The organism is Leifsonia sp. CL147, from assembly GCF_900114565.1.
Lineage (GTDB): Bacteria > Actinomycetota > Actinomycetes > Actinomycetales > Microbacteriaceae > Leifsonia.
Genome location: NZ_FOTM01000006.1, coordinates 147,180 through 162,932 on the forward strand (window position 1 = coordinate 147,180; position 15,753 = coordinate 162,932).

Annotated in this window: 15 protein-coding genes; 13 read left to right on the forward strand and 2 right to left on the reverse strand. The window is 69.9% G+C overall.

What is annotated here, in order from left to right; genetic code table 11:
- Nucleotides 1-34 precede the first annotated feature (34 nt).
- The 6 genes from BM287_RS07645 to dapF all read left to right on the forward strand — a co-directional run bounded on the left by BM287_RS07645 (nucleotide 35) and on the right by dapF (nucleotide 5,839).
- Complete coding sequence (locus BM287_RS07645; protein ID WP_090037424.1) at nucleotides 35-259, forward strand: DUF3046 domain-containing protein; 225 nt, start codon at nucleotides 35-37, stop codon at nucleotides 257-259.
- 170 nt (nucleotides 260-429) lie between these two features.
- The gene (gene recA / locus BM287_RS07650; RefSeq protein WP_090037422.1) at nucleotides 430-1,503 is read left to right on the forward strand and encodes a recombinase RecA; all 1,074 of its coding nucleotides are present in this window, start codon (nucleotides 430-432) and stop codon (nucleotides 1,501-1,503) included.
- 31 nt (nucleotides 1,504-1,534) lie between these two features.
- Nucleotides 1,535-2,353 (forward strand): regulatory protein RecX, encoded by an 819-nt coding sequence (locus tag BM287_RS07655; RefSeq protein ID WP_244528015.1) that lies wholly within the window; start codon nucleotides 1,535-1,537, stop codon nucleotides 2,351-2,353.
- 24 nt (nucleotides 2,354-2,377) lie between these two features.
- On the forward strand, nucleotides 2,378-3,985 hold the full coding sequence (gene miaB, locus BM287_RS07660; RefSeq protein ID WP_090037419.1) for a tRNA (N6-isopentenyl adenosine(37)-C2)-methylthiotransferase MiaB: 1,608 nt from the start codon (nucleotides 2,378-2,380) through the stop codon (nucleotides 3,983-3,985).
- An 11-nt stretch (nucleotides 3,986-3,996) separates the two neighbouring features.
- Nucleotides 3,997-4,950 carry a tRNA (adenosine(37)-N6)-dimethylallyltransferase MiaA gene (gene miaA, locus BM287_RS07665; protein WP_090037417.1) on the forward strand — a complete coding sequence of 318 codons (954 nt, stop codon included), beginning with the start codon at nucleotides 3,997-3,999 and terminating at the stop codon, nucleotides 4,948-4,950.
- 10 nt (nucleotides 4,951-4,960) lie between these two features.
- Nucleotides 4,961-5,839 (forward strand): diaminopimelate epimerase, encoded by an 879-nt coding sequence (gene dapF / locus BM287_RS07670; protein WP_090037415.1) that lies wholly within the window; start codon nucleotides 4,961-4,963, stop codon nucleotides 5,837-5,839.
- Between the two features lie 111 nt (nucleotides 5,840-5,950).
- Here the strand turns inward: dapF and BM287_RS07675 are convergent, their stop codons facing one another.
- Nucleotides 5,951-6,562, reverse strand: a complete 612-nt coding sequence (locus BM287_RS07675; protein ID WP_170857466.1) for a class I SAM-dependent methyltransferase — start codon at nucleotides 6,560-6,562, stop codon at nucleotides 5,951-5,953.
- Nucleotides 6,563-6,618: 56 nt separating this feature from the next.
- Here BM287_RS07675 and hflX point away from each other — a divergent pair, with 56 nt between their 5' ends.
- The 4 genes from hflX to BM287_RS07695 all read left to right on the forward strand — a co-directional run bounded on the left by hflX (nucleotide 6,619) and on the right by BM287_RS07695 (nucleotide 12,138).
- Complete coding sequence (gene hflX, locus BM287_RS07680; protein ID WP_090037413.1) at nucleotides 6,619-8,151, forward strand: GTPase HflX; 1,533 nt, start codon at nucleotides 6,619-6,621, stop codon at nucleotides 8,149-8,151.
- Nucleotides 8,152-8,384: 233 nt separating this feature from the next.
- On the forward strand, nucleotides 8,385-9,365 hold the full coding sequence (locus BM287_RS07685) for a methylenetetrahydrofolate reductase (protein ID WP_090037411.1): 981 nt from the start codon (nucleotides 8,385-8,387) through the stop codon (nucleotides 9,363-9,365).
- Nucleotides 9,362-11,710 carry a 5-methyltetrahydropteroyltriglutamate--homocysteine S-methyltransferase gene (metE, locus tag BM287_RS07690; protein ID WP_090037409.1) on the forward strand — a complete coding sequence of 783 codons (2,349 nt, stop codon included), beginning with the start codon at nucleotides 9,362-9,364 and terminating at the stop codon, nucleotides 11,708-11,710. Before BM287_RS07685 ends, metE begins: the two co-directional genes overlap by 4 nt.
- Before the next feature lie 77 nt (nucleotides 11,711-11,787).
- The gene (locus BM287_RS07695; protein ID WP_090037406.1) at nucleotides 11,788-12,138 is read left to right on the forward strand and encodes a metallopeptidase family protein; all 351 of its coding nucleotides are present in this window, start codon (nucleotides 11,788-11,790) and stop codon (nucleotides 12,136-12,138) included.
- 58 nt (nucleotides 12,139-12,196) lie between these two features.
- Here BM287_RS07695 and lexA read toward each other — a convergent pair whose 3' ends face one another.
- The gene (lexA, locus tag BM287_RS07700; protein ID WP_090037403.1) at nucleotides 12,197-12,877 is read right to left on the reverse strand and encodes a transcriptional repressor LexA; all 681 of its coding nucleotides are present in this window, start codon (nucleotides 12,875-12,877) and stop codon (nucleotides 12,197-12,199) included.
- A gap of 282 nt (nucleotides 12,878-13,159) precedes the next feature.
- On the opposite strand from lexA, the gene BM287_RS07705 reads away from it, so the two are divergent.
- The 3 genes from BM287_RS07705 (at nucleotide 13,160) to hisB (ending at nucleotide 15,753) form a co-directional block, all read left to right on the forward strand.
- On the forward strand, nucleotides 13,160-13,552 hold the full coding sequence (locus BM287_RS07705) for a LysM peptidoglycan-binding domain-containing protein (RefSeq protein ID WP_090037777.1): 393 nt from the start codon (nucleotides 13,160-13,162) through the stop codon (nucleotides 13,550-13,552).
- Nucleotides 13,553-14,008: 456 nt separating this feature from the next.
- Nucleotides 14,009-15,154 (forward strand): histidinol-phosphate transaminase, encoded by a 1,146-nt coding sequence (locus BM287_RS07710; protein WP_090037400.1) that lies wholly within the window; start codon nucleotides 14,009-14,011, stop codon nucleotides 15,152-15,154.
- A complete protein-coding gene (gene hisB / locus BM287_RS07715; RefSeq protein WP_090037398.1) occupies nucleotides 15,151-15,753 on the forward strand; it encodes an imidazoleglycerol-phosphate dehydratase HisB in 603 nt (200 codons plus the stop codon). The genes BM287_RS07710 and hisB overlap by 4 nt, the downstream gene beginning before the upstream one ends.

Consider the following 15,753-nt stretch of genomic DNA (forward strand, 5'->3'; position numbering starts at 1 on the left):
TTTCCCTCCCTCCACTCTTCTGAAGTAAGGACCCATGAAGCTCAGCGAGTTCCAGCGAGCCGTGTCGGACGAGTTCGGCCGCTCCTACGGCCAGGCGCTCCTCACCGATCTCGTGCTCGGCGAGCTCGGTGGCCGGACAGCCGCGGAGGCCCTCGCCGCCGGCAGAGCGCCGCGCGAGGTCTGGCTGGCCCTGTGCAAGGAGGCCGGGGTGCCGGCCTCGCATTGGTACGGGGCGGGAAAGCCCGCGCCCAAGCGCTGAGGGCTTGCGACACGCCGATCCCGACCTCTCGAAGATATGTTCGGATCTGGCTACACTTCTTCACAACGGCAGTCGAAAACCGGTTGTCCACAGATCGCACGTCCTTCGCTTCGAGTGTCGGACGTCACTCCTAGAGTCGAACCGTAGCGAAGCCACGAAGGAGAACCGCAATGCCATCACCCGCAGACCGCGAGAAGGCGCTTGAGACCGCCCTCGCGCAGATCGACCGCCAGTTCGGAAAAGGCTCGGTCATGCGACTGGGCAGCGACGAGCGTGCACCGGTCGAGGTCGTTCCCACCGGATCGATCGCACTCGACGTCGCACTCGGCATCGGCGGTCTCCCGCGCGGCCGCATCATCGAGATCTACGGCCCGGAGTCGTCGGGTAAGACCACGCTGACGCTCCATGCGATCGCCAACGCGCAGCGCGCAGGCGGCATCGCCGCCTTCATCGACGCCGAGCACGCGCTCGACCCGGAGTACGCCCGCAAGCTCGGCGTCGACATCGACGCGCTCTTGGTGTCACAGCCCGACACCGGTGAGCAGGCGCTCGAGATCGCAGACATGCTGGTGCGTTCGGGGTCCATCGACCTCATCGTCATCGACTCCGTGGCGGCCCTCGTGCCGCGCGCCGAGATCGAGGGCGAGATGGGCGACTCGCACGTCGGCCTTCAGGCCCGACTGATGTCGCAGGCGCTCCGCAAGCTCACCGGCGGTCTCAGCCAGACCAACACCACGATGATCTTCATCAACCAGCTGCGCGAGAAGATCGGTGTGTTCTTCGGCAGCCCCGAGACGACGGCCGGTGGTAAGGCGCTCAAGTTCTACGCCTCGGTCCGCCTCGACATCCGGCGCATCGAGACTCTGAAGGACGGCACTGAAGCGGTCGGCAACCGAACCCGCGTCAAGGTCGTCAAGAACAAGATGGCTCCGCCCTTTAAGCAGGCCGAGTTCGACATCCTCTACGGTGTCGGTATCTCGCGTGAGGGCAGCCTGCTCGACTTCGGTGTCGAGCACGGTCTCGTCAAGAAGTCGGGCGCCTGGTACACCTACGAGGGCGACCAGCTCGGCCAGGGCAAGGAGAACTCGCGCAACTTCCTGATCGCGAACCCGGACGTCGCGGCGGAGATCGAGCAGAAGATCAAGATCAAGCTGGGCATCGTCGCCGACCCGAACGCGGTGGTGGAAGCGCCGTCGAACGTCGGGTCGATCGAAGAGAAGCTGCAGGCGCGCAAGGGCGCTTGAGCGTGTCCGTCGCCTCCCGAAGGAGATCCTCGTGGTGGTGAAGTTTCCGTCGTCGTCTGAGGGCGACGCGTCGTCGGGCGACGCGCAGGAGCGTCTCGCTCCGGTGACTCCTCTCCGGCGATCCGCGCCGGGCCGGAGCGCCGGCGACGACCATCCGTCGCGGGGGAAGGTCGCTCGTCCGGTCGTCGGACTGCGCTCCGCAGAGCCGAGTGGCGGCGAGCCACGAGCCGGCCGGCCGAGTGAGAGCAGGCAACGCGACTCCACGGTGTCCAACGGCGGGTGGAACAACACCTGGGGCGGGGGACCCAGCTCGACAACGGCAGAAGCTGCCGCTGAGGAGGACGAGGAGACGGCATGCCAGGCGCGCAAGACGTCCGGCGTCGCCATCCGCCAACTCGCACGGCGCGGGATGTCGCGGTGGGAACTGGAACAGGTGCTGATCCGTCGCGAGATCCCGCCGGAGGTCTACGGTCCGGAGCTCGACCGGCTCGAGACGTTGGGTGTGATCGACGATGCGTCCCTGGCGACGACGCTGGCGTTCACGCAGCACAGCCGCAAGGGACTGGGGCGTTCGGCGATCGAGCAGGAGTTGAAGCGCCGCCACATCGACCCCGAGCTGATCGGGCTGGCCCTGGCCGACATCGGCCAGGACGATGAGCTGGAACGCGCGATCGAGCTCGCCACGAAGCGGATCGGCCAGCTTGAAGGCTACGACGACGAGACGGCACGCCGGCGGCTGCACGCGTTTCTCGCCCGCAAGGGATACGCGTCCGAGGTCGTCCGTCAGGCGATGGAGGCCGCCTTCAGCGGCCGACGTTCCCGTGGCGGCTCGGGCGTCCGCTTCCAGTGACGGCTGCGTAGACTTGTCGCCATCATGAGCATCCTGGAACAACGCAGCGTCATCGAGCCCTCGGAGGCGGCCGTCCGCCCGGACGGCCGGGCGCGGACGTACGAGGTGCGCACGTTCGGCTGCCAGATGAACGTCCACGACTCCGAGCGACTCAGCGGCTCCCTCGAAGCGGCCGGCTACATCCCGGCCGACGGGGAAGAAGCGGACATCGTCGTCATCAACACGTGCGCCGTGCGCGAGAACGCCGACAACAAGCTGTACGGCAACCTCGGACACCTCGCGGGTGTCAAGAGGCACCACGAGGGCATGCAGATCGCGGTCGGCGGGTGCCTCGCACAGAAGGACAAGAACGTCATCCTCGAGAAGGCGCCCTGGGTGGATGTCGTGTTCGGCACCCACAACATGGGCTCGCTGCCGAGCCTTCTCGAGCGCGCCCGTCACAATGACGCCGCGGAGATCGAGATCCTCGAATCGCTCGAGACGTTCCCCTCGACACTCCCCACCAAGCGGGATTCCTCGTACTCCGGCTGGGTCTCCATCTCGGTGGGCTGCAACAACACCTGCACGTTCTGCATCGTGCCGTCCCTCCGAGGCAAAGAGAAGGACCGGAGGCCGGGGGACATCCTCGCCGAGATCCAGGCGCTCGTGGACGACGGCGCCATCGAGGTGACGCTCCTCGGCCAGAACGTCAACTCGTACGGCGTCGAGTTCGGAGACCGTCAGGCGTTCAGCAAGCTGTTGCGCGCGGCCGGGCAGATCGACGGCTTGGAGCGGATCCGCTTCACCAGTCCGCATCCCGCCGCATTCACGGACGATGTCATCGACGCGATGGCGGAGACGCCGAACGTCATGCCGCAGCTGCACATGCCGCTGCAGTCCGGCTCCGACCGCATCCTGCGCTCCATGCGGCGGTCCTACCGCTCCGAGAAGTTCCTCGGGATCCTCGATCGCGTGCGCGCCTCGATGCCGGACGCCGCCATCAGCACGGACATCATCGTCGGCTTCCCGGGCGAGACCGAAGAGGACTTCCTCGAGACGATGCGCGTCGTCGAGGCCGCACGGTTCGCATCTGCCTTCACGTTCCAGTACTCGATCCGACCGGGCACACCGGCCGCCACCATGGCGGACCAGGTGCCCAAGGAGATCGTGCAGGACCGCTACGAGCGCCTCGCCGCGCTGCAGGAGCGCATCTCCTGGGAAGAGAACCAGAAGCTGATCGGTCGCGAAGTCGAGCTGCTCGTCGCCAACGGCGAAGGACGCAAAGACGCCGACACCCACCGGCTCAGCGGACGCGCGCGCGACAGCCGCCTCGTTCATTTCGACGTACCGGCCGGTTCTGCGACGCCGCGCCCCGGCGATGTCGTCACCGTCCGTGTGACCCAGGCGGCGCCGCATCACCTCATCGCCGATGCGACCGACGGTTCTCCACTGCGCATCCGCCGGACGCGCGCAGGCGACGCCTGGGATCGCGCGGAGGCCGAGTCCTGTGCGGTCCCCGCGCACGGCTCGGAGGCCGGCGCCTCGGCCGGCCGCGTCTCGCTCGGTCTCCCGAGCCTGCGCGTGCGCGAACCACTCACGTCGCCGGGCGTCGGCACGATGCCGATCTACGACCCGACGGACGCGCAGCGCTGAGCGAGACATCCATTCGGCCGCTCGTCGCCATCGTCGGCCCGACGGGGACCGGCAAGACCGACCTGTCCCTCGCCGTCGCCGAACGCCTCCTCGCCGCAGGGCAGCCGGCCGAGATCGTCAATTCGGATGCGATGCAGCTCTACCGCGGCATGGACATCGGAACGGCCAAGCTGCCGTCCGACCAGTGGCGCGGCATCCCGCACCACCTCCTCGACGTGCTCGACGTCACCGACGAGGCGACGGTCGCCGCCTATCAAGCCCAGGCGCGGTCCACGATCCGGGACATCCTGGAGCGAGGCGCGGTGCCCATCCTCGTCGGCGGTTCCGGGTTGTACGTCTCGAGCGTGCTCTTCGACCTGCGCTTCCCCGGAACCGACCCCGAGCTCCGCGCCCGGCTCGAGGCGGAGCTCACGGAGCACGGACCCGGGATGCTGTTCCAGCGTCTCGCCGAGCTCGACCCGGGCGCCGCGGCACGAATCGGCTCGCGCAACGGCCGTCGCATCGTCCGCGCGCTCGAGGTCGCCGAACTCACCGGGACAGCGGTGAGCGGCGCACTCCCGGACGAGGCACCGCTCTGGCATGAGCGCACCGCCATCGTCGGCCTCGCCGCTCCCCGGGACGAGCTCGTTGCGCGGCTCGATGCCCGGGTCGAGCGCATGTGGGCCGACGGGCTCCTCGCCGAAGTGACCGACCTGATCCCGCGCGGCCTCGACCGCGGCGTCACCGCGCGCCGCGCCATCGGCTACGCGCAGGCGCTGGCCGAGCTCCGCGGCGAACTCACCCGCGCCGAGGCGATCGCGCAGACCCAGCAGCTGACCCGCCGCTACGCGCGGCGCCAGGTCAGCTGGTTCAAGCGCTACCCCCGCATCCGGTGGCTCGATTACGACGCCCCCGATCTGGTGGATGCGGCGCTCGCGCTCGTCGACGGCTCAGGCGTCGACGGAGCACCCGCGGAGGATCGCTAGGCTGGGACGCATGGCGACCATCCACTTCACCAAGGGTCAGGGCACGGGCAACGATTTCGTGCTGTACTCCGACCCGGAGGGACGCCTGCCGCTCACACCGGCGCAGATCGCCGAGATCTGCGACCGCCACTTCGGCGTCGGGGCCGACGGCGTCATCCGCGCGATCCGCTCCGAGCACCTGCCCGAAGGGGAGGCGGCGCTGGCGGAGGACGACGGCGCCACCTGGTTCATGGACTACTCCAACGCCGACGGCTCGCCCGCCGAGATGTGCGGCAACGGCATCCGCGTCTACGTCCGCTACCTGCTCGAGACCGGACTCGCGGAGCTGGACGAGGGCGCGACGCTCGCCATCGGCACCCGGTCCGGGGTGCGCGATGTGCAACGCAGCACGAACGGCTTCCAGGTCGACCTGGGCCGCTGGGACCTCGCGGGCGGCGAGCCGCTGGTGCGGGCGAAGGAGCTGCCCGTCGCGCGTCCGGGCCTCGGCATCGATATGGGGAACCCGCACGTGGTGGTCGCCCTCGCCGACGAATCCGAGCTCGAGGCCGCCGACCTCTCGTACATCCCTCACCTGGATCCCGTTCCGGAGCACGGTGCCAACGTGGAGTTCGTGGTGCCGCTCGATCCGCTGGTGAAGGACGGCGTCGGCCGGATCCGCATGCGCGTGCACGAGCGCGGCAGCGGCGAGACCCTCTCCTGCGGTACCGGAGCGGCGGCCGCGGCCCTCGCTGTCCGCTATTGGGCCGGAGAGGCGGCGCCGAACAACTGGCGCGTCGAGGTCCCCGGCGGAACCGTCGGCGTCCGCATGTTCCCCACTGAGGACGGCGAGCACGTGGCCCTCTCGGGCCCCGCCGCCCTCACCTTCACCGGCACCCTCGACCTCGCCTGACCCGCCCCCGCCCCCCAAGCCCCACCGTCGAGTACACAAAGTTTGCACGCGACACGCCCCTCGAGCGTGCAGTCTCTGCGGACTCGATGGTGGGGCGCAGGGGGCAGGACGTCAGGGGCGGGCGCGGACGCGGAGGACGCGGTAGCCCTTGGAGGTGGCGGCGCGGCTCGTGGACAGCTCCGGGAACGTGGTCTGCATCCAGCGGTGGAGGGAGTCGCTGCCCAGGTTCCGCTGGATGACGAGCCACGCATCCGAGCCGGGCTCCAGACGCGGCAGCCAGCGCTCCAGGATGTTGTGCAGCTCGTTCTTGCCGACCCGGATGGGCGGGTTCGACCAGATCGTCGTGAATCGGACGTCGTCCGGAACATTATCGGGCGTCACGGGGTTTACATTGGTGAGACCGAGCTTCTGCGCATTCCTGCGCACCACATCCAGCGCTCGGGTATTGACATCGACGGCCCAGACGGTCGCGTGAGGGGATTCGAGAGCAAGTGTGAGAGCCAGCGGCCCCCAGCCGCAGCCGAGGTCGAGCAACTGACCGCCGGGCGGCGCCGCGGGGACATGGTCCAGCAGCACACGTGTGCCCATATCGATGCGCTCCGGGCTGAAGATCCCGTTGGCCGTCATGAGCTCGTAGCTCTGCCCGGCCAGGCGCGCGGTGAACGGGCGCAGGTTCAGCTCGCTCTCGGGCGCCGGGGAAAAGTAGTGATCTCCGCTGGCCATATGCAGACCGTACAGGACACGAACAAACTAGGGTTAACCCGGATCAGGGGAACTGAATGACTGATGACACTGACACCCGCGACCACGCCGCCGACGACGTCGTCGCCCGCGTGCTCGCCACCGAGCACAACCGCGCGACGGTGACGCTCTTCGGCGGGGACACGTCCCGCGCTCAGGCTCTGCAGGCGGACACGACTGCAGGCGGCCTCCACGACGGCGAGCAGCTGGAGCGCGAGGAGCGCGCCGCCCTCCGCCGCGTCGCCGGCCTCTCGACCGAGCTGCAGGACGTCACCGAGGTCGAGTACCGGCAGCTGCGCCTGGAGAACGTCGTGCTGATCGGCGTCTACTCGCAGGGTTCGCTGCAGGATGCGGAGAACTCGATGCGCGAACTCGCCGCTCTCGCCGAGACGGCCGGAGCGGCCGTCCTCGACGGACTGCTGCAGCGCCGTCCGCATCCCGACCCGAGCACGTACCTCGGCCGGGGCAAGGCAGAGGAGCTGGCCGGGATCGTCCGGGCGCTGGGCGCCGACACCGTGATCGCCGACACCGAACTGGCACCGAGCCAGCGCCGCGCGCTGGAGGACGTCGTGAAGGTGAAGGTGATCGACCGCACGGCCGTGATCCTCGACATCTTCAGCCAGCACGCCAAGAGCCGTGAGGGCAAGGCGCAGGTGGAGCTCGCACAGCTCGAGTACCTGCTGCCGCGTCTGCGCGGGTGGGGCGAGTCGATGTCCCGTCAGGCCGGTGGCCAGGTGGGCGGCGCGGGAGCCGGCATGGGCTCGCGCGGTCCCGGTGAGACGAAGATCGAGTTGGATCGCCGCCGCATCCACACCCGGATGGCCCGGCTGCGCAAGCAGATCGCGGGCTTCAAGCCGGCCCGCGAGGCGAAGCGCGCGAACCGCAACCGCAACTCGGTGCCGTCGGTGGCCATCGCCGGCTACACCAACGCGGGGAAGTCGAGCCTCCTGAACCGCGTGACGAAGGCCGGCGTGCTGGTCGAGAACGCGCTGTTCGCGACGCTGGATGCGACCGTGCGCCGCTCGGTCACGGCCGACGGCCGCCTCTACACGCTGGCGGACACCGTCGGCTTCGTCCGCAACCTGCCGCACCAGCTGGTGGAGGCGTTCCGCTCGACGCTGGAGGAGGTCGCCGATTCGGACGTCATCCTCCACGTGGTGGACGGCTCGCATCCCGACCCCGCGTCGCAGCTGGCGACGGTGCGCGACGTGATCGGCGAGGTGGGCGCGCGGGAGATCCCGGAGATCGTGGTCTTCAACAAGGCCGACCTGATCCCCGCGGACGACCGGCTGGTCCTGCGTGGTCTCGAGCCGGATGCGATCTTCGTGTCGGCGCGCACCGGCGAGGGCGTGGATGAGGTGCTCGCCGCGATCGCGCGGCTGCTGCCCGACCCGTCCCTCCAGGTCGAGCTGGTCGTGCCGTACGACCGCGGCGACCTGATCTCGGCTCTGCACGAGCGCGGCCGGGTCATCTCGACCGAGTACGTGGAGGAGGGCACGCGCGTCACCGCCCGGATCATGCCGGAGTACCACGCGGCGTTCGAACCGTTCGAAGTGACGCCGACAGCATAGGCCGAACGCCGCGGCCAGCACGCCCGGCGAGCGGAATCGAGGCCGGACGGGACCGACTGTGTCGAAGGATGACGCGGACGATTCCGTCCGGCCTCTCCGCTTGCTAGATTGCCAGTCAACCGAAGCGGGCGACCGCTGACGTGGTGCGACAGCCGAGCCCGGCACCCGCCCGTGCGATCCCGCAAGCCTGTGTGCGGGGTGTCCCGTGCCGCTGTCAACCCTCCGAGGATTCCATGAGCTGTACCGACGTCCGGTACTCCTTCGAGCTGTACCCTCCGCGCTCCGAGCGTGCGGCCGCGTCCCTTCCCGCGACGATCGACCGCCTGGCTGCCACGCACCCGGACTTCATCTCGGTGACCTACGGTGCCGGCGGCTCCTCGCGCAGCGCATCCCTCGAGGTCCTGCGCTACATCATCGACAACACGGACGTCAGCCCGATGGCGCACCTGACCTGCGTCGGCTCGTCGCATGAGGAGGCCAACCGGCTCATCCGGGAGTTCCTGGATGCCGGCGTCCGGCGCTTCCTCGCCGTGCGGGGCGACCCGCCCGCCGGTCTGCCGGAGGGCGACGACGGCATCGGCGACATCCGGACGACAGCAGAGCTGGTGCAGCTCATCCACCGGGTGCAGGCCGAGCGGTCGCCGTACGGCGAGCTGGTCGTGCCCGAGCTGCGCGCGCAGGCCGTGCTCCAGCACCGGGAGCACGTCCAGATCGCCGTCGCCGCGTTCCCGAACGGGCACCCGTCCTCCCACTCCGTGTCGCAGGACATCGACGCGCTGCTCGCCAAGCAGGCCGCCGGCGCGAATCTCGGGATCACCCAGCTGTTCTTCCACGCCGAGGACTACCTGCACTTCGCGCAGCGTGCGGCCGAGGCCGGCGTCGCGTTCCCCATCCTGCCCGGCATCATGCCGGTCACCAGCCCCGCGCGCCTGAAGCGGATGCTCGAGCTGAGCGGCGAGGACCTCCCGAGCGATCTGGCGATCGAGCTGGAGGTCGAGCCGACCGACGAGGGCCGGCGCGAGATCGGCGTCGCCTGGGCCGCTCGCCTCGGCGAGAGGCTCCTGGCGGGCGGCGCTCCCGGCCTCCACCTGTATACGTTCAACCAGCACGAGGCGGTCCTCTCGGTTCTCGACCGCATCGGCGCCCTCCCCTCTTCCGACCACCGTGACAGCACCCTCCCCGAGAAATCGGCCACTGAAAAGGAACCAGCATGACCGACAGCACACGAGCCCCCTTCCCGGCGGGCACGATCATCGGCTACCCGCGCATCGGCCGCCGCCGTGAGCTCAAGAAGGCCGTCGAGGCCTTCTGGGCGGGCAGCATCGGCGCCGACGAGCTGGAGGCGACCGCAGCACAGCTTCGCGCGACGACGCGGGAGCGCCTGGCCTCGCTCGGCCTCGGCCGGACCGACGCCTCCATCCCCGAGAGCTTCAGCTTCTACGACCAGGTGCTGGATGCGGCCGTCACCGTCGGTGCCGTGCCGTCGCGTTTCGCCGCGCTCGCGGCGGCCGACGGGTCGCTCGATCTGGCGGGCTACTTCACGATCGCCCGCGGCGAGGGGGACAACGCGCCGCTGGAGATGACCAAGTGGTTCGACTCGAACTACCACTACCTGGTGCCGGAGATCGGGCCGGAGACGGACTTCCGCCTCGCCTCCGACCGGATCGTGCGCGAGTTCGAGGAGAGCCGGGCCGCCGGATTCGTCACCCGCCCCGTCGTGGTCGGGCCGGTCACGTTCCTGCTGCTCAGCAAGCCGAGCGACGACGCGCCGGAGGGCTTCCGCCCGCTGTCGCGGCTGGCGGACCTCCTGCCCGTCTACCGCGAGCTCCTCGCCCGCCTGGCCGCCGCCGGAGCGCCGTGGGTGCAGCTGGACGAGCCGGCCCTCGTCAGCGAGAGCATCGACGAGTCCCGGGATGCGGTGCTCGCCGCCGTGCGGACCGCCTACGACCAGCTGGGTGCAGCAGCCGACCGGCCGGCGATCTTCGTCGCGGCGCCCTACAACAGCCTGGACGACGCCCTCCCCGTCCTCGCCGCCACGCCGGTCGAGGCGATCTCCCTCGACCTGGTCCGCGGAACGGTTCCCTCGGGGCTCGACGCGGCCACCGCATCCGCTCTTCGCCGGAAGACGATCGTGGGCGGCGTGATCGACGGCCACAACATCTGGCGAGGCGACCTGGAGGCGGCCTTCGGGACGCTCACCGAGCTCCTCTCGCTCAGCCCCGACGTCGCGGTCTCGACGTCGACGTCGCTGCTGCACGTTCCGCACGATGTGGACGACGAGCCGAACCTGGATGCGCGGCTGAAGTCGTGGCTGGCGTTCGCCGACCAGAAGGTGGCCCAGGTCGCCGTGCTCGCGCGCGGCATCGTCGACGGGCACGAGGCGATCCAGGACGAGCTGACCGCTGCGACCGCTGCGCTCGCCGACCGTGCGTCCGCGCCGGGCGTCCGCGTTCCGGCCGTGCGCGAGCGCGAGGCCGCGCTGACCCGGGCGGACTTCCGCCGCGGCGACTACGCCTCGCGCCTGGCGGCCCAGGACGAGGCGCTTGCGCTGCCGTTCCTCCCCACGACGACCATCGGGTCGTTCCCGCAGACGCCGGACATCCGGCGCGCCCGCGCCCAGCTCGCCAAGGGCCTCATCACCGAGGCCGAGTACCTGGGCCGGATGCGCGAGGAGATCAAGCGCGTCGTCGACCTCCAGGAGGAGATCGGGATCGACGTCATCGTGCACGGCGAGCCCGAGCGCAACGACATGGTGCAGTACTTCGCCGAGAACCTGGACGGCTTCGCGGTCACGCAGAACGGCTGGGTGCAGTCGTACGGCTCCCGCTGCACGCGCCCGTCGATCCTCTGGGGCGACGTGTCGCGCCCGGCGCCCATCACGGTCGAGTGGTCGGCGTACACGCAGAGCCTCACCGAGAAGCCGGTGAAGGGGATGCTGACCGGCCCGGTCACGATCCTCGCGTGGTCCTTCGTGCGCGACGACCAGCCGCTCGGCGAGACCGCCCGCCAGGTGGCGCTCGCGCTGCGCGACGAGATCGCCGACCTGGAGCAGGCCGGGATCCGCGTCGTGCAGGTGGACGAGCCCGCCCTCCGCGAGCTGCTGCCGCTGAAGAAGGCCGCGCAGGGCGACTACCTGGAGTGGTCGGTCGGGTCGTTCCGCCTCGCCACCGCCGGTGTCGCGGACGAGACGCAGATCCACACGCACCTCTGCTACTCCGAGTTCGGCGTGGTCATCGACGCGATCCGCAACCTCGACGCCGACGTGACCAGCATCGAGGCGGCGCGGAGCCGCATGGAGGTCGTGCACGACATCCAGAGCTCCGGCTTCGAGCACGGCATCGGGCCGGGCGTGTACGACATCCACTCGCCGCGCGTGCCGTCGGTCGCCGAGGTCACCGAGCTGCTCGAGACCGCGCTGAGCGCCATCCCGGGCCGCCAGCTCTGGGTGAACCCGGACTGCGGGCTGAAGACGCGTGGATACGACGAGACGGTCGCGTCGCTGCGCAACATCATCGAGGCGACGCGGGCCGTGCGCGAGCGCGCGGCGGTCACGGCCTGACCGGTCCTGTCCCAGAACGACGGCGGCCCCGGTACGCGCACAGCGAACCGGGGCCGCCGCCGTGTCAGGATGAGCGCATGGTGCGCATCCCGGACGAGGACTTCGAGCGGATGGTCGGCGACATCTTCGAAGCGCTGCCGGACGACATGGTCGGGCCGCTCGAGAACGTCGCGATCCTGATCGAGGACCAGCCTCCCGGGGCGCGGCCACGGCTGTTCGGACTGTACAGCGGACGCCCGCTGACGCGCCGGTCGGTGTACGGGTTCGGCGAGCTGCCGGATCGGATCACGCTGTACCGCAACAACCTCGAGGCGTCCGCGGCGACCGAGGAGGAACTGCGCGCGCGGGTCCGGGTGACCCTCGTGCACGAGATCGGGCACTACTTCGGGCTCTCCGACCAGCGGCTCGGCGAGCTCGGCTGGGCCTGACGGCTCGGCTGGGGTTGGCGGCGCGGCTGGGCTTGAGCTCGCGGCGCCGCGGGCCGGCTCAGACGGCGCGAAGGACCGCCACGACCTTGCCGAGCACCTGAGCGAAGTCGCCCAGAATCGGCTCGAAGTTGGAGTTGCGCGGCAGCAGCCACGTGTGCCCGTCGCGCTGGCGGAAGACCTTGACCGTCGCCTCCTCGTCGAGCATCGCCGCGACGATGTCCCCGTTCTCCGCCGTGTTCTGAGCGCGGATGACGACCCAGTCGCCGTCGCAGATCGCGGCGTCGATCATCGACTCCCCGACGACCTTGAGCATGAACAGCTCGCCGTTCCCGACCAGCTGGCGGGGGAGGGGGAAGACCTCGTCGACCTGCTGCTCGGCGGTGATGGGGATGCCGGCCGCGATCCGACCGACCAGGGGCACCATCGCCGCGTCCCCGACGGGCGTCTGGTTCTCGTAGTCGGGGGCCGGGGATGACGAGGAGGGCAGGTCGATCAGGATCTCGAGCGCCCGCGGCCGGTTCGGGTCGCGGCGGAGGTAGCCGCTCAGCTCGAGCTGGTTGAGCTGGTGCGTCACCGAGGACAGCGAGGAGAGCCCGACGGCATCGCCGATCTCGCGCATGCTCGGCGGATAGCCTCGCTGGCTGACCGAGCGCTGGATCACATCGAGGATCGCCAGTTGCTTGTCGCTCAGGTTCTTGCGGCGGCGCGTGCCTCCGCGGGCCTGGTTCTCGTTCGACACGGGCGTCCTCTCCTGACGTGGGCCGTCCCCCAGGGGCTCCCCGGCAGGAATGTCGGTGGTCCCTGATCTGATGTTCTCAGACAGTCGAAACTGTATCCGCGTCACGAGAGGAAGACAAACATGTGTTCGAGTGTGTCGCGAACTTCCTCCGGAAAGTCCCCACAACAGGGCGTCTTGCGGTTTTCGACATTCGAAGATACATTCGGAACACAGTTTCGCACCCGCGAGTCTGAGGAGGTCACGGTCATGAGCGCAGCACTGATCAGCGATGCAGCACCCACGATGTTCCCGCGGTCCGCGGGCGCAGCGTCGGCGGCGTCCTCGCCACGCTTGCACGCCGTCCCGCCGCTGCCCGCCACCGCCCGCGTGCGGCTGCGGCTCACGCGACGCGGACGTGCCGTGCTGTCCGCTCTCGTCGCGCTTCCGCTGGTGATCGGCGCGCTCGTGTTCGCGCTCAACGGCGGCGGCGCCGTCGCGACGAGTCAGCAGACGCACGTCAGCTTCCAGTACGTGACGGTGCAGTCCGGCGATTCCCTCTGGTCCGTCGCCGAGCGCGTCGCGCCGGACGCGGACCCGCGGGATGTCATCGCCGACATCGTCTCCCTCAACGGCCTGGACTCGGCGGTCGTCTCGCCCGGGCAGCAGCTCGCCGTCCCCGCGAAGTACGCGCACTAGCGGCCCTGCGCGGCGCCTCCCGTTCTGTCGTCACGGCTGCGCTCGATCTCGGACCGATGCGACTCCCGCGGGGCCGGGTTGCAGACACCCTCCGGGCCGAGTAGCAGACTCCCGCGGGGCCGGGTAGCAAAGGGAGGGAGTCGGGCGGGATCCGGGCTCAGTGTCCTCCCTTTCCTCGCGCTGACCGCGTCTGGCGACGGAATCTCCTCCCGTTCCGCCGGCTGCATCCGCCCGCTGAGGCGCGGTCGGGTGCGGTGGGGTGCGTTGAGAACGGAGGAGTTCTCGCTGGCTGGCCCGGCAGCAGCCTCGAAAGGGAGGTGATCCCGGCCCTCCCACGCCAGAAGTCCTCCGATTCCAGCGCACTCCTCGCGTGCGGAGTGGGCAGGCGGTGAAGCGGTGTCGGCACACAACGTCATCCGGCGTGGCCGGGCCGTGGTCGCTCAGTACGATTGACGGGTGACTTCCCTCTCCGAGCTGCCGCTCCGGGATGACCTGCGCGGTCGTTCCCCGTACGGCGCTCCGCAGCGTCCGGTGCCCATCGCGCTCAACGTGAACGAGAACACGCATCCGGTGCCCGCGGACGTCGCAGCCGACATCGTCGACCGGATCGTCACGGCGATCGGCGGGGTCAACCGCTACCCCGACCGGGAGTTCACGGAGCTGCGCGAGGCCTTCGCGCGGTACCTGGGCCACGGCCTCACTGCCGACAACATCTGGGCGGCCAACGGTTCGAACGAGGTGCTGCAGCAGATCCTGCAGGCGTTCGGCGGACCCGGTCGCAGCGTCCTGGGGTTCGCTCCGACCTACTCCATGTACCCGCTGCTCGCCTCGGGCACCGGCACGGAGTATCTCGCCGGAGTGCGCGACGCCGATTACGAGCTCTCGCCCGCAACGGCGGCCGCAGAGATCCGTCGCCTCGACCCGGACATCGTCATCCTCTGTTCGCCGAACAACCCGACAGGCACAACTCTCGGCCTCGACACGATCGAGGCCGCCTACGAGGCCGCGCGCGGAATCGTGGTCGTGGATGAGGCGTACGCCGAGTTCCTGCCCGACGGCGCCGCCTCCGCTCTGACGCTTCTCGAGGGCCGGCCCCGGCTCCTGGTCTCCCGGACGATGAGCAAGGCGTTCGCGTTCGCCGGCGCACGTGTCGGATACCTGGCCGCCGACCCGGCCGTCACCGACGCCCTCCGCCTGGTGCGCCTGCCGTACCACCTGTCGGCTCTCACCCAGGCGGCCGCCCTCGGGGCGCTCGCGCACGCGGACGAGATGCTCGCGATGGTCGGCCAGATCCGCCGGCAGCGCGACCGGCTCGTCACGGAGCTCGCCGGCCTGGGTTACACACCCCACCCCAGCGGGAGCAACTTCGTGCTCTTCGGCGGCGTGGACGACCCGCACGCCGTGTTCGAGGCACTCGCCGAGCGCGGCATCCTCATCCGCGATGTCGGCATCCCGCACCACCTCCGGGTGACCGCGGGGACCAAGGAGGAGACGACCGCGTTCCTCGACGCGCTGGCCGCTCTCGGCCGGCCGACGGCAGCGGCCTCCGTCGAGGAGGCCCCGGAGCGGGACGAGAACGCCCCGGTAGACTCGGACGCATGACGAATCGCGCCGCCACGGTCACGCGGGAGACGAGCGAGTCGAGCATCGAGCTCAGCCTCGACCTCGACGGCACCGGCACCTCCGACATCCAGACGAGCGTCCCGTTCTACGACCACCTGCTCACCGCGTTCGCCAAGCACTCGCTGACCGATCTGCGTATCCGCGCGTCCGGCGACACCCACATCGACGTCCACCACACGGCGGAGGACGTCGGCATCGTCCTCGGCCAGGCCATCCTGGAAGCACTCGGCGACAAGGCCGGCATCTCGCGGTACGGCGACGCGCTCGTGCCGTTGGACGAGGCGCTCGTCCAGGCGGTCGTCGACATCTCCGGACGCCCGTATCTGGTGCACAGCGGAGAGCCGGCCGGCTTCGAGCTGCACCGCATCGGCGGCCACTTCACCGGTTCGATGGTGCGGCACGTCTTCGAGGCGATCACGTTCAACGCCCGCCTCACGACCCACATCACCGTCGTGGGCGGTCGCGATCCGCACCACATCGCGGAGGCCGAGTTCAAGGCGTTCGCCCGCGCCTTCCGCCAGGCGAAGGCGTACGACCCGCAGGTCACCGGCATCCCGTCCACCAAGGGCGCGCTGTGA